The sequence below is a fragment of the Komagataeibacter diospyri genome, from assembly GCF_006538165.1.
GTDB classification, from domain to species: Bacteria; Pseudomonadota; Alphaproteobacteria; order Acetobacterales; family Acetobacteraceae; genus Komagataeibacter; species Komagataeibacter diospyri.
On record NZ_BDLU01000039.1, the window covers coordinates 1 to 14,100 of the forward strand.

10 protein-coding genes are annotated in these 14,100 nt (G+C 65.1%); 5 read left to right on the plus strand and 5 right to left on the minus strand.

All coding sequences use genetic code 11. From position 1 onward, the window contains the following. Nucleotides 1-166: 166 nt before the first annotated feature. The 4 genes from MSKU9_RS09415 to hpnK all read left to right on the plus strand — a co-directional run bounded on the left by MSKU9_RS09415 (nt 167) and on the right by hpnK (nt 4,535). Entirely contained in the window at nt 167-829 is a 663-nt protein-coding gene (locus tag MSKU9_RS09415; protein WP_141261221.1) for an ABC transporter substrate-binding protein, read from the plus strand. Nucleotides 830-893: 64 nt separating this feature from the next. After that, the gene (gene hpnI / locus MSKU9_RS09420; RefSeq protein WP_141261223.1) at nt 894-2,072 is read left to right on the plus strand and encodes a bacteriohopanetetrol glucosamine biosynthesis glycosyltransferase HpnI; all 1,179 of its coding nucleotides are present in this window, start codon (nt 894-896) and stop codon (nt 2,070-2,072) included. A gap of 106 nt (nt 2,073-2,178) precedes the next feature. After that, complete coding sequence (gene hpnJ, locus MSKU9_RS09425) at nt 2,179-3,603, plus strand: hopanoid biosynthesis associated radical SAM protein HpnJ (RefSeq protein ID WP_141261225.1); 1,425 nt, start codon at nt 2,179-2,181, stop codon at nt 3,601-3,603. Nucleotides 3,604-3,680: 77 nt separating this feature from the next. Beyond that, nucleotides 3,681-4,535 carry a hopanoid biosynthesis-associated protein HpnK gene (gene hpnK / locus MSKU9_RS09430; RefSeq protein ID WP_141261226.1) on the plus strand — a complete coding sequence of 285 codons (855 nt, stop codon included), beginning with the start codon at nt 3,681-3,683 and terminating at the stop codon, nt 4,533-4,535. A gap of 25 nt (nt 4,536-4,560) precedes the next feature. Here the strand turns inward: hpnK and trxA are convergent, their stop codons facing one another. From trxA to tsaE, 5 genes are all read right to left on the minus strand, one after another. Further along, complete coding sequence (trxA, locus tag MSKU9_RS09435; RefSeq protein WP_141261227.1) at nt 4,561-4,890, minus strand: thioredoxin TrxA; 330 nt, start codon at nt 4,888-4,890, stop codon at nt 4,561-4,563. Nucleotides 4,891-4,959: 69 nt separating this feature from the next. Further along, a complete protein-coding gene (addA, locus tag MSKU9_RS09440) occupies nt 4,960-8,541 on the minus strand; it encodes a double-strand break repair helicase AddA (protein ID WP_141261228.1) in 3,582 nt (1,193 codons plus the stop codon). Next, nucleotides 8,538-11,588 carry a double-strand break repair protein AddB gene (gene addB, locus MSKU9_RS09445; protein WP_141261229.1) on the minus strand — a complete coding sequence of 1,017 codons (3,051 nt, stop codon included), beginning with the start codon at nt 11,586-11,588 and terminating at the stop codon, nt 8,538-8,540. The genes addA and addB overlap by 4 nt, the downstream gene beginning before the upstream one ends. Beyond that, nucleotides 11,585-12,346, minus strand: a complete 762-nt coding sequence (locus MSKU9_RS09450; RefSeq protein WP_141261230.1) for a nucleotidyltransferase family protein — start codon at nt 12,344-12,346, stop codon at nt 11,585-11,587. The genes addB and MSKU9_RS09450 overlap by 4 nt, the downstream gene beginning before the upstream one ends. Further along, the gene (tsaE, locus tag MSKU9_RS09455) at nt 12,337-12,810 is read right to left on the minus strand and encodes a tRNA (adenosine(37)-N6)-threonylcarbamoyltransferase complex ATPase subunit type 1 TsaE (protein WP_141261231.1); all 474 of its coding nucleotides are present in this window, start codon (nt 12,808-12,810) and stop codon (nt 12,337-12,339) included. The genes MSKU9_RS09450 and tsaE overlap by 10 nt, the downstream gene beginning before the upstream one ends. A 191-nt stretch (nt 12,811-13,001) precedes the next feature. On the opposite strand from tsaE, the gene MSKU9_RS09460 reads away from it, so the two are divergent. Further along, nucleotides 13,002-14,027, plus strand: a complete 1,026-nt coding sequence (locus MSKU9_RS09460) for an NAD(P)/FAD-dependent oxidoreductase (protein ID WP_141261232.1) — start codon at nt 13,002-13,004, stop codon at nt 14,025-14,027. Nucleotides 14,028-14,100 lie beyond the last annotated feature (73 nt).

Genomic DNA, 14,100 nt, shown 5'->3' on the forward strand with positions numbered 1-14,100 from the left:
GCCCCATGACCCTGCCCGACCGCTTCATCGATCACAACACCCAGGCCGCACAGTATCATGAGGCCGGGCTGGATGCGGTGGCCATCACCAATACCGCCCTTGAGGCGCTGGGTGTCGGAATCAGCATGACGCAGCCCTTGCTAAAGACAGCAAACGGACCGAAATCATGAACATTATGAAACATGTCCTGAAAACCACCTCGCTGGCGCTGTGCGCCGGACTGATGGCGGCACCGGTCGTCCCTGCCGTCCTCCCCCTTCATGCAGCCCATGCGGCCAGCGCAGCCGATGCGCAGGTGCAGGAGCCGATCAAAAGCCTGTATGCCGCGCTGGAGCGCGTGCAGGCCAAGGGCAGCGGTTCGTTCGAGCAGCGTTCACAGATGCTGGCCCCGGCGATCGACCATGCCTATGATATCGAGGCCGTGCTCGCATCCTCCATCGGACCGCGTTACGCCGGCCTGAGCGATGATCAGAAGCAGACCCTGCTGACCACATTCCGTCAGTTCACGATCGCCCGCTATGTTTCCAGCTTCAAGCCCGGCAGCGACGCCCGCTTCACCATCGACCCGACCGTCACCCCTTCTCCCGTTGGCAATGACCGTATTGTTGTAACACATATCGGCTCGTCCGATGACCCGAGCGGGACCGAAATCAACTACGTCATGCGTTCGGGTGCCAAGGGCTGGCGGATCGTTGACGTGCTGCTCAATGCCCATATCAGCCAGGTCGCGGCCCAGCGGGCGGACTTCAGCTCCGCACTGTCGGGCGGGAATGTGCAGAAACTGACGAATCTGCTACAGAAAAAGATCAAAACGTTCTCGGAAGAGTGATATTACACTCCCCTGACGTCGTTTTCTAATTCAGCTCCATACGCGGGACCTTGCCGGAAAGATAATGTCTGTTTTCAACGCTCTTGTTTCACCCGCCGGACTGGCCGCGACCGTTGCGGCCGCCGGGTGCATGCAGGCAGCGCTTGGCACTTTTCTGGTCTCGCGTTTCCGATGGCAGGAAAAACGCGTGGACCGGGCGGTGCCCATGCCTCCGGTCTCCGTGCTCAAGCCCCTCCACGGCGATGAACCGCTGCTGGAGGAAGCGCTTGAAAGCTTCTGCACGCAGGATTACCCGCAGATGCAGATTGTCTTCGGCGTACAGGCTGAAGACGATGCGGCGATCCCGATCGTACGCCGGTTGATGGAACGTCACCCGGACGTGCAGATGGAACTGGTGATTGATCCCACTTTTCACGGGGTCAACCGCAAGATCGGCAACCTGATCAACATCATGGCGCGTGTGAAGCATGATGTCCTGGTCATTTCCGACTCGGATATCCACGTTGCCCCTGATTACCTGCGGCATGTGGTGGGTGCCATGGTGCCCGACAATGTAGGCCTGGTCACGACGCTGTACGCGGGACTGCCAGCTTCCCCCACCGTGCCGCGCCTGCTGGCCGCATGCCAGATCAACCACAATTTCCTGCCCGGCGTGATGCTGTCACGCTATCTCGGGCGGCAGGACTGCCTTGGCGCGACGATGGCGCTGCGGCGTTCCATGCTGGACGAAATCGGCGGGCTGGAAGCACTCGTGCCACATGTGGCCGATGATGCGATACTGGGCCGCTACGTACGTGACCGTGGCAAGGATATCGCCATTGCCGCGTGCATGACATGGACCACCGTGGGCGAAACCTCGATGCGCGAGGTGCTGGCGCATGAACTGCGCTGGGGCCGGACCGTCAAGACGCTGGAGCCGGCAGGTTACGCCGCGTCCACCATCCAGCTTCCCCTGTTCTGGGCCACTGTTGCCGTGCTTGCCGCACCGCATGCGGCCTGGGCATGGTTCTTCTTTCTTGGTGCATGGGGATGGCGGGCCGTATGCTCCTTCATCCTGGACCGGACGCTGGCACAACGCAGCCTGCTGCCGTTACTGCTTCTGCCATTACGCGACTGGATTTCGGCTGCAGTCATGGTGGGCAGTGTCACGGGCACACGGGTTGCATGGCGTGGCCAGACAATGCATGTCACGCCCCATTCGGTCATGACACCACGATCGCAACCGGCTTCCCCCGGTGACTGACCCGCCGCCCGCAGGCTGAACTGCTTGAGAATTCCACCCCTGTAGTCAATAAGAACGGGTATTAAGGGAACCCCATTCCCCGCCAGAGCCCGAGGATATGCGTAGCATGATGAAAACCCTGTTTCTCCAGCCGCCTTCGTTTGACGGATTCGACGGTGGGGCCGGCTCCCGCTATCAGGCCAAGCGGGAAATCAAGTCGTTCTGGTATCCGACGTGGCTGGCGCAGCCTGCCGCCATGGTGGAAGGCAGCCGCCTGATTGATGCACCACCCGCGCGCATGGGCATGGAGCCGATCCTGGAAGACGTGCGCAACCGTGACCTGGTCATCATGCACACCTCCACCCCGTCCTTTGCATCCGATGTGCGCGTCGCCCAGATGCTCAAGGACGCAAACCCGAAGGTGAAAATCGGCATGGTCGGCGCAAAGGTTGCCGTCCAGCCCGAGGAAAGCCTGCTGAACGCCCCGCCGGTCGATTTCGTGGCGCGCAACGAATTCGACTTCACCATCAAGGAAATGGCGGAAGGTCGCGACTGGAAGGATGTCGATGGCATCTCCTGGCGCGATGCTGATGGCAAGATCGTCCATAACCGCGACCGCGCGATGATCGAGGACATGGACAGCCTGCCGTTCGTGACCGAAGTGTACAAGCGTGACCTGAAGATCGAGGATTACTTCATCGGGTACCTCATGCACCCGTATATCTCGATCTATACCGGCCGTGGCTGCAAGTCGCGCTGCACCTTCTGCCTGTGGCCGCAGACGGTGGGTGGCCACCACTACCGCACCCGCAGCCCCGAACACGTGGCCGCCGAAATCCGTCTGGCGAAGCAGTATTTCCCGCAGGTCAAGGAATTCTTCTTCGACGACGACACCTTCACCGATGACCTGCCGCGCGCTGAAGCGATCGCCAAGGAACTGGGCAAGCTGGGTGTGACGTGGTCGTGCAACGCGAAGGCCAATGTGCCCCGCAAGACGCTGGAAGTACTCAAGGCCAACGGCCTGCGCCTGCTGCTGGTCGGTTACGAAAGCGGCAACCAGCAGATCCTGCACAACATCAAGAAGGGCATGCGCGTCGAGACGGCGCGTGAATTCACCAAGAACTGCCACGAACTGGGTATCAAGATCCATGGTACCTTCATCCTCGGCCTGCCGGGCGAGACGAAGGAAACCATCCAGGAAACCATCAAGTTCGCCACCGAAATCAACCCGCACACGCTGCAGGTCTCGCTGGCAGCGCCGTATCCCGGCACGTTCCTGCACAAGCAGGCGACCGAGAATGGCTGGCTGGATGAAAAGAACGCCGAGCTGATTGATGATAACGGTGTGCAGATCGCACCGCTGCACTACCCGCACCTGTCGCACACGGAAATCTTCCAGAGCGTGGAAGAATTCTACCGGAAGTTCTATTTCCGTGCGCCCAAGATCGCCTCTATCGTGAACGAGATGGTCCGCAGCCCGCAGATGATGAAGCGCCGCCTGCGCGAAGGGGTGGAGTTCTTCCAGTTCCTGCGCGAACGCCGCGCCGCCTGATCGGCTTTCTGCGATTATCCCATGCCGGGACCTTCGGGTTCCGGCATTTCTTTTGTCATGTCACCCGGTTTTCCATCATGAAGCGCGTCATCATATCCGCCGATGATTTCGGCCTGTCCGAAGAAGTCAACGAGGCGATCGAGATCGCCCATCGGGATGGATTGCTGTCGACCGCAAGCCTTATGGTATCCGGCCCTGCCGCAGCCGACGCCGTACGCCGGGCCCGGAAACTGCCAGACCTGCGTGTAGGACTGCACCTTGTCGCGATCGAGGGACCGGCAACCCTGCCGCCTGCCGATATCCCGCTGCTGGTGCCGCAGGACGGGCAGTTCCCTTCCGACCAGCTGAAACTGGGGGTTGAATATTTCTTCCGCCCCGCCGTGCGTCGTGAACTGGCTGCCGAGATCGAGGCCCAGTTCCGCGCCTTTGCCGCGACGGGGCTGGCGCTGGACCACGCCAATGCACACAAGCACATGCATCTGCACCCCACAGTGGGGCGGTACATGATCGAAAGCGGACTGCGCCACGGACTGCGTGCGATCCGCGTGCCACTGGAACCACCCGAGCCGCTTTATGCCGCGGGCACCTATACCGATACATTGGGGGATGCAGCCTTACGCCGCTGGACCGGCCTGCTGCGCCATCAGGCGCACAAGGCGGGACTGGTGACGAATGACTGGTGTTTCGGGCTGGCGTGGAGCGGGCATATGACAACCAACCGGGTATCGGCCCTTGCAGCCCACCTGCCGGACGGCCTGTCGGAAATCTATTTCCACCCGGCCACGGCCAAGAACAAACTGCTGCAGAAGCTCATGCCCACATACGAGCATGAAGCCGAATTCCGCACGCTATGCGCGCCCGGTTTCCGATCCGGCCTGGCCCATTCAGGGACAGTGCCCACCACATGGACGGATGTGGCCCGCGCATCCTGACGGGCCACTCCTGACGGCTGGACAATCAGCCGAGATTGCTCTTGACCCATTCCTTGAGCTGGCTTTTGGGCAGGGCGCCGGTCTTGCTGGCAACCGGCGCACCATCCTTGAACAGGATCAGCGTCGGAATGCCGCGCACGGCGTAATTGTTGGGCGTGTTGGGGTTATCATCGATATTGACCTTGGCGACGGTCATCTTGCCCTTGAATTCAGCCCCGATTTCATCCAGTGCCGGTGCGATCATCTTGCACGGGCCACACCATTCCGCCCAGAAATCGACCAGAACGGGTTCCTTGGATTCCAGAACCTGCGTCTTGAACTGGTCGTCGCTTACGGCAATCGTGTTTTCACTCATCACTCAAAACTCCTTTATGGCGGCCAACACCGCCCTGTCCTGCTGACATGGCCATGCCGACGCATGCGGTCAAGTCGCAGCGGCCATATCCGGCGCATACCGGTCCAGTAGCGTAGCAGGCAGAATGTCAACGCGCACGCCCTCCGTCCAGACCAGCACACACACTACCTGCCTGCCGGGATAGACCCCATGCAGCAGGGCACGGTAAGCCGCCATCTGCCGCAGGTACAGCACCGGCGTTCTGTCAACGTCTGCCGGTGGTGTGCGGTTTGTCTTGAAATCGCACACCGTCACCGTATCCGTACTGACCGCCATGCGGTCCACCTGCCCTACGATCACCTGCTGGCCCACGATACCGGCCAGCGGCTGTTCCGCCCGGCTGCCAGGGGCAAACAGGGCGGCAAGGCGCGGCATGTCCATGACCGCAAGCACCTGCGCCACCAGTGACTCGCACTGCGCAGGGTCCAGTCCCGCCGCCGGGCGCCACAGCCACGACCACGCAAGCTCCGCCCGTTCATCCTCAGGACAGTCCGGCAGATATTGCAGCAGGGCATGCACCAGTTGCCCGCGTTGCAGGGCACGGGCGCGCTGGCCGGTCTGGTCAGCGCGGCTCCGCACGGTGCTGGCAGATACCAGTGGCGACCGCACGGCGGGCTGTGGGCCAAGGGCTATGTCATCGGGACGGCTGGGGGCCAGCGGACGGGCCAGTGGCCCCTCCATGACCGGCATGACGGGCTGCCATAGCGGGGCATGGCCCATCCATGCCGGCAGGGCAGGTACCGTTTCCTGTGCAACGGAGCCGTTATCGGTACGGGACGCCCGAGCGGGCAGGACCGTACGCGCTTCTTCCAGCACAAGGCTTTCACCTTCCCAGCCAAGATCAAAGGGCCGGGCCGTGGCACCGGCACTTTCGAATCCCTGTCTGCACAGATCATACCAGCAGCCATCAGGCACGCCGCGCCGGGGTTCCCACCCACAGATCACCAGCCGGTCACTGGCGCGGGTCAGGGCGACATACAGCAGGCGGTTATATTCCTCCGCCGCTTCACGGCGTATCTTCTCCTGCACGGCGGCCGTCACATCGGTGGCCAGCTCCCGCCGGGGCACCCATATCGGGATGTCGAGTGCCGTGGCCGTGTCGGTTTCCCACAATATATTGGTATCGGAACGGGGCGTCGCGATCGTATCGGGCAGGATGACAAGGCGTGCCTGCAACCCCTTCGCCCCATGCGCGGTCATGACACGCACCATGTTGGCCGATGCATCGGGTTCATGCCGCACGGTTTCATCCGATGCATTAAGCCAGTGCAGGAAACCCTGCAGGGAAATGGCGTGCGTTTCCTCAAACCGCAGGGCGGCGGACAGCAGTTCGTCCACAGGTTCCACCGCTTCAGCTCCAAGGCGGGCCAGCAGCCGGGCACGACCACCCAGCGGGCCAAGGGCTTCGGCCAGAAGCTGGTAGGGCGTGGCGTAATCGACCTGACGGAACAGGGTATTGAGGATATGCCACGCCGCCGACCAGTCGGGCCGTTCCGCATGACGCGCCCGCAGCACCGCCCAGAGCGGCTGCCCATCACGCCCCGTCGCCAGATGCATGAGCGAGTCGTCATCCAGCCCGCCGATGGGAGAGGTCAGCACGCAGGCCAGCGTCAGGTCATCCTGCGGCAGCAGCAGGGCCGCACACAGCGCCATAAGATCCTGTACCGCAAGCTGGTCGGTCAGCACGGTGCGCACCAGTGTCGCCACCGGCACGTCATTGCTTTTCAGCGCCCGGATCAATGCGCGCGCGAAGGCGGAACGACGGGGCACAAGAATCAGCACGTCGCCGGGCACCAGCGGCGATTCGCCTGCCGGGGGGGACGTACGCAACTGCCGGGAGATCCAGCCCGCCAGCGTGTCGGCCAGACGCTGCTGCGCCGTGGACTGCCCGGCGTTACGGGTCGGGGCCATCCAGGGGCTTATGTCCGTCTCATCAGGTTCCACCGGCACGGGGGGCCAGATTTCCACGCATCCGCCCTGCCCCGGCCGGGCGGTGACATGGGCGGGAATGGTGCCGTCGGGCTCCACCACGCCACGCGCGGCGGCGGGATTGGCGAACACGCTGTCCACCAGTTTCAGCACCGGTGCCGTTGAACGGAAGGAAACCGTCAGCGCCGGTTCGCGCCATATGGCGCGGGCGGCGGCAGCGCTGCGGCGGAATCGCTGCCGCCACGCACGAAAGGCCTCCGGATCGGCCCCCTGGAATGAATAGATCGACTGCTTGTAATCCCCCACCGCGAAAATTGTGCGGGGGCAGCCGTCATCATCATGCGTGCCTTCGCCCGCGAAGAATTCCGCCGTAAGGCCACCGGCAATGGCCCACTGGTCGGGGGATGTGTCCTGCACCTCATCAAGCAGCAGGTGGTCGATGCCGCCATCAAGCTTGTACAGCACCCATGCCGCCCCCGGATCGCGCAGCAGGTCCAGCGTCCGGTCGATCAGGTCATCATAATCGACCATGCCCTGCGCATTCTTGCGCGTGGCGTAGCGTTCCAGCACCGGCTGGGCCACGGAGAGCAGGGCACAGGTCAGTTCGAACACCGTGATGGCGCGCAACTGCTGGTCGATCTCAATGACCCGCGCGGCTTCAGCCAGAAGCTGGTCAACAAGACTGGAGCAGTCGGCAGCCAGCCTGGCGTTCAGGCCACCACGCTGACGGGGTTCACCCTTCTGCGTCAGCAGGCCACTGCGCCATGTGGACCAGTCCGCCGCGCGGGCAGCCGTGTCCTGCGCCAGCCAGCCCAGCATGGTTTCCGCCTGCACCCGCACCTTGGGCGATCCTTCCTGCGCCACGTACCGCAGGCCGTCACGCAGGGCGTCTTCGTCCGGGATCGTGGCGCAGGCAGCGCGCAGCACCTCGTCCACGCTGCGCCCGCTTATGCCCAGCAGGCGCATGAGGGCCGATTCCACGCCCGCGCGGTCCACCATCCACCGGCGCGCCACCGGCAGCATACGACGCGACTGGGCCTGCAGCCGGGCAATCAGCGCGGTGAAATCCCCTACCCCGATCTGCCCTGCCAGCATGGCGACGGCGGGACCATTCTGTCCCACCACATCCTCCACCGCCGCGCGCTGGGCCAGACGGGCATCGGTTTCCTCAATCAGGGTGAAATGCGGGCTGATCGCGGCCTCGACCGGGAATCGCCGCAGCAGCGACTGGCAGAAGGCATGGATGGTGCCGATGCGCATGCCGCCGGGCAGGTCCAGCACGCGGGCAAACAGTTCGCGCGCCACGCGACGGGTTTCTTCCCCCGTGGGAACGGACAGGCGGTCCAGTTCCCGGTCCAGATCCGCATCAGGCAGCATGACCCACTGGCCCAGACGGTTCTGCAGGCGGATGGACATTTCCGCCGCCGCCGCCTTGGTAAAGGTCAGGCACAGGATACGGCCGGGATCGCTGCCGGGCACGCGGGTCATGACGCCATCACGGTCGGGCACGTCACGCGGCAGCATGAGGCGCAGCAGCCGGTCGATCAGCAGCTTGGTCTTGCCACTGCCCGCCGATGCGGAAACGAACACCGACGCCTGCGGGTCAGAGGCTTCCGCCTGGCTGCGATTGGCGATGTCGATGGCGGACGCCATGCCGTCACCCTTCGTCATGACCCTGTTCATCCGCCATTCTCCTCACGCGCGGCACTCCATTCCGCGACACGGGCCAGATGCGCATAATCGGCAAAACGTGGTTCCTCCCCCGGAAAGGGATGGGACAGGTAAGGCTGGTCAGGATTGTCATAGGCCTCAACCAGCGCGCGCAGCCCGGCCCGACACCCCGCGATCAGGTCCGCCAGTTCTTCCCCCCGCGCCACATCCAGCACCTGTGCCGGGACATGGCCGCCGGTCAGCCGCCAGTACACCAGTTCCGCAACCGTGCCCGCGACCGGGGGCGGGAAGCCGCCGCATTCGATCATCGCCGCCTCCAGCACCAGCTGCGACTGCCATCCTTCCATCACGCTGCGCCGGGTGGGCAGCGTGCCGGTCTTGTAGTCAAACAGGCTCAGACTGGCATCCCCATGCAGATCAATCCGGTCCGCGCGTCCCCGCAGGGTGAAGGGGCCACCTGGCAGGTCCTCCAGCCGCATCGTGCCCCCCAGTTCCGTCAGCACGGTGCGGGGGCCGCCAGTGGCGCGACGTGTTTCCTCGGCCTGGGCGCACCATGCCGCGATACGTTCCAGCCGGGGCGCCCACCATGCGGCAAGGGCGGGACGCAGGTCGGCCTCCCGCAATACATCGGCGAATACGTCGCGCAGACGGGCCGCACCGTCATGGGGCCAGTCGGCAGGATGGGCGCGGAACCAGCGATCCAGCGCTGCATGCACGATCTGCCCGTAATCGGCGGCATCGGCCAGTTCCTCCAGATCCGCCAGTGGACGCAGCCGGAGGATACGCCGTGCGTAAATGGCGTAGGGGTCGCGCATCCATGTCTCGATTTCCGTCACCGACAGGCTGCGCGGGCGCAGGCCCACCGCAGGCCGTGGCTGTGGTGGGGCAACCGGTACGGCAGCACCCTGTGGTCGATCAAGGCTGTCCAGCCAGCGCAGCGCCGGATGTCCCGGCAGGCCATGGCCATGCCCCGCCAGATACGCATCCAGCCGCACCAGCCACCGCGCGGGCACCGTCGGCGCACCCTGCCGGCGGGCAGCCAGCGACAGCACCACGTGGGGTGCCGCGCATGCGCAGGACACGAAATCATGCGCCGCCTGCCCGATCGCCCATTCGGGGGATGGCAGGCCGACGCGCGTACGCATGGGGCGGCTCATCCATGGCCCCGGATCGGTCGCGGGTGGCCAGACGGTTTCAACCAGGCCGCCCAGCACAATGGTATCCGCCGTCTGCAGCCGGGCTTCCAACAGGCCCCATATGAATACGCGCGGATGCACCGCCGTACCCTCGCGCCCCCGCACGGCACGCCGTCCCTGCACCGTCATGCCGGCAAGTGAGGACGCCAGCAGCCCATCCAGCGCGCCAGCACGTGCATCGGGCAGCACGTCGCACCATGCCAGCATCGCACTCATATGCTGGCCCAGCGCATTGCCTTCCTCGCCCGCCCACAGCCGCTCTGCCCCATCCATCATATCGGTCGTGGCCAGCGCCTGCGCGGTTTCCACCAGTGCGGACAACAGGATGGACACCGGCACCATCGTGCTGCCCGGCAGGGCCAGCAGCGGGCCGAAGGCTGTTTCCAGACGGTCGAGGAAGGCGTTGATTTCCTCCGGCGCGTCCGGCGCATCGGCCAGCGCGCCATGCGGGTCATCGGCCGCGCGCGCCAGTGCGCTGCGCAGGCCCGCGATACCCGGCGGCGGGGCCGGACCACGCAGGACAAGGCGTTCAAGCTGTCGCGCGCTGGCGCGGCAGTTGCCCGGTGACAGCCCACATGCCGCAAGCGGATGCTTGATGACGGACAGAAGGGCGACCGGCGACAGCCCGCCATCCACTGCCTGCACGATCAGCCGCAGGAAAGCGGTCTGCGGCACGGTCAGCAGGCTTTCGCCCGCACTGTCATCGGCAATGACGCCCCAGCGCACCAGCTCCGTCGCTACACGCCCGGCCAGCGCCCGGTCGGGGGTGACAAGGGCCGCGCGCCTGCCCGGCTGTTCGATAACCTGCCGCAGCACCATGGCAATGGCGGCGGCTTCTTCCTGCTGGTCGGCGCTGCGCAGGACCGACAGGCCCTCGGCCACGACCGGGGCATCCGGCGCGCGCCAGCGGTCCAGCGCGTGGGCGGGCAGCAGCGCGCGGGCCAGCAGGCTGGCGCGGGAGACGGGGCTGCTGGCCACGCCACCATCACTCAGGGTGTCCCACTGTTCCATGCACGCGCGTTCAATGCCCAGCCTGGCCAGCATATGCGCCGTGCCTGCCTGCGGGTGGTCAGGCGGCAGGCGCTGCCAGACGTCATCATCGCAGTCCATATCCACACCGGGCAGCACCAGCATCCCGTCCGGCAGGGACAGCACGGCACGCAGCATGGCGATGGTGGAAGGCACTGCATCGGAAAAACCGGCGGCCCAGATGGGATAACCCGATGGCGGCGGTGTCTCCATCCATCGCGCGGCCTGCGCATGCAGCAGGGCGGTCTGACGGGCGACGGGGTTCATCACGCCCTGTTCCGCAAGCCACGCCGGCCACACGCTGGTGACAATGGACAGGAATTTCAGCGTCTGGTGCCAGTGCTGGGCGAAATCACCATCCGCCGCATGGGGCAGGCGTTCACACAGGTCGCATTCCGCCCATTCCGCCTCATCCATCAGGTCCGCCAGCGCACGCGCCAGCGGCCATGCCTGATCCACACCCTGCACATCGCCAAACGCCTTGCCCGCCTGCATGACCAGCAGCGTCAGCGTCGCCAGCCGCCGGACAGGATCAACCGCGGGCGGCAGTTCCAGCGCGTTGCATCCCGACAGCGCCAGCGATGCCTCATCCAGTGCGGCGATGGGCGCGATACGGGGCAGCAGGATGGGACGGCCATCCACCTGGCGCACGAAGGCTTCGGTCAGCGCACGGGCGGCACGGCGGCTGGGCAGCAGGATCACGCCGTTGCCGCAGGCCTGCGCGTCATGACCCGCCTGTTCCAGCCAGCGGGCGGCAATCTGGTCAACAAATGGCACATGCGGCGGCACGACCGCCGCACGCCCCAGCACGCAGGCGGTCGTGGCGTCGGTCATATATCGTTATCCGAATCCGGATTCAGGGCGGAATGCAGCACGCGTTCCGCCGCATCGATATCGGCGGGACGGGACAGGTGGAACCACAGCGAATCGTGTACGATCACGCCCAGCCTGCCCGCCTCCATCGCGCGGTCCCATAGCCGGTTCATGCTGAACCCGCCTTCCGGCGCGCCATCGAACAGGGAGGGGGAGACGATCTGCACGCCCGTAAAAACATAGGGCGTGATTTCCCCGGTACGGGGGCGGCGCGGCACGCCATGCGCGTTCACCGCGAAATCTCCGTGCCCGACTTCACCCACCGCGCGCGTCATGGCCCCCAGCAGCAGCATGGCGTCCATACGTTCGGGATCGAATGCCGCAGCCAGCCTGCGCAGCGCGGGCACCGGCCCGTTGAGCCACATGGCATCACCATTGAGCAGGAAAAACGGCCCCGGCCCCAGTCGTCCCACCCGCAGGGCAGCAGCCGCACTGCCCCCGGTTTCCAGCAGGGTGGGTTCGGGCTGTTCAATCGTTACCGGCCCGCGCCGGGCGGCCTTCCGCGCGGCAAGGGCTGCGTGGATGTCATCGGGCCGCCAGTGGGCGTTGACCACCACCTGCTGCACGCCACAGGCCTCCAGCCGGTCCAGCACGTGATCCAGAATGGGCTGTCCCGCCACGCGCAGCAGCGGCTTGGGCATCGATTCGCTCAGCGGCCGCATCCGCCGCCCCAGACCTGCTGCGAAAACCATGGCGGTATGGGGCATGTTCACGCCCATGATGCATCTCCTGTCCCGAAAACTGCTGATTGCGCCAGCCGCGTATCCCACCCCTCCAGCCGGGCGATCCGGCCGCCCGTCGCATCGGGCGCAAGGGTAATACGCAACGCATCAGGTGGGGCAAGCGTGCCCAGACGCTGCGGCCATTCCACAAGGACAACCCCCTCACGCGCGTCATCCCAGCCCAGTTCATGCACCCCTTCCGGTCCATCAAGACGCCACAGGTCGAAATGCGCGACCTCACCCACCGGCGCGTCATAGACCTGCACCAGGGTGTAGGACGGGCTTGGCACCTCCATGTCCGCATCGTCGCACAGGGCGCGCAGCAGGGCGCGCGCCAGCGTGGTCTTGCCCGCCCCCAGATCTCCTTCCAGCAACACGCAGTCGCCTGCACGCAGCACGCTGGCCAGCGCATGGCCAAGGGCTGTCGTGGCCTGTGTATCAGGCAGGGAAATTTCACGCATTGGCGGTCCCATCCCCTGCTTTTGCACGATTATATCTCATGAACCGATTGTGCCCCCCCATACCGCCCACGCACAAGGGGCGATGGAAAGGATGCGCCAAAGCGCTTGCGCCAGCGCCCGCAACAACGCAAAACCGCACGTGACATATGCCTATGAACCAGACCACGGACTGCGGAACACCAGAGCCGGACATGACCATGCCCTCCCCCACCCACACCACCGATGTCGCCATTATCGGCGCAGGCCCCGCCGGGCTGTTTGCCGCGTTTGAATGCGGGATGCTCAAGCTTGGCTGCATCATCATCGATGCGCTGGATGAAATCGGGGGACAGTGCACCGCGCTGTATCCCGAAAAGCCGATTTATGACATTCCCGCCCATCCGGCGATCGAGGGTGGCGCGCTGATCGAAGCCCTTGACCGCCAGATCGTCCCCTTTGACGTGCCCCGCCTGCTGGGCCGCCGGGTGGAACGGCTGGATGGCACGCGTGGCAGTTTCGTACTGGGCACGTCCAGCGGGGATGTCATTGCGGCCCGCGCGGTCATCATCGCGGCAGGGGCTGGCGCATTCGGCCCCAACCGTCCCCCGCTCGACGGGCTGGAAGCGTTCGAGCAGACCGGCGGCGTGCAGTATTTCGTCCGCCGCCGCGCCGATTTCGCGGACAGGGACGTTCTGATCGCAGGCGGTGGCGATTCCGCTGTGGACTGGGCGCTGGCCCTGCGCGACGTGGCGCGCAGCGTGAAGCTGGTGCACCGCCGCGACCGCTTCCGCGCCGCCCCTGAAAGCCTGCGCCAGCTGGATGACGCCGTGGCACTAGGTCAGGTGGAAAAGATCATCGGCTACCAGCTGCATGGCCTGCATGGCGCGCAGGGGCAGCTGACCGGTGTGGACCTTGCGACACTGGATGGCACGGTGCGGCATGTGACATGCGATCACCTGCTGCCCTTCTTCGGGCTGGCGACCGACCTTGGCCCGATCGCGCAGTGGGGGCTGGACACCATACGCGGCACCATTCCCGTCACTCCGTCCACCTGTGAAAGCAGCCTGCCCGGCATTTTCGCCGTGGGTGATGTCGCGACCTATCCCGGCAAGCTGAAACTGATCCTGCAGGGCTTTACCGAAGGGGCCATGGCCGCCCACGCCATCCACCCCATCGTGCACCCCGATACGGCGCTGCATTTTGAATACTCGACCAGCAAGGGCGTGCCCGCGGGCTGATTTCAGCCATCCCATCCTGTCATAACAGAAACGGTTGACCATTCTTCCGCCGTGGCGCATCCCCGGTGTGTCG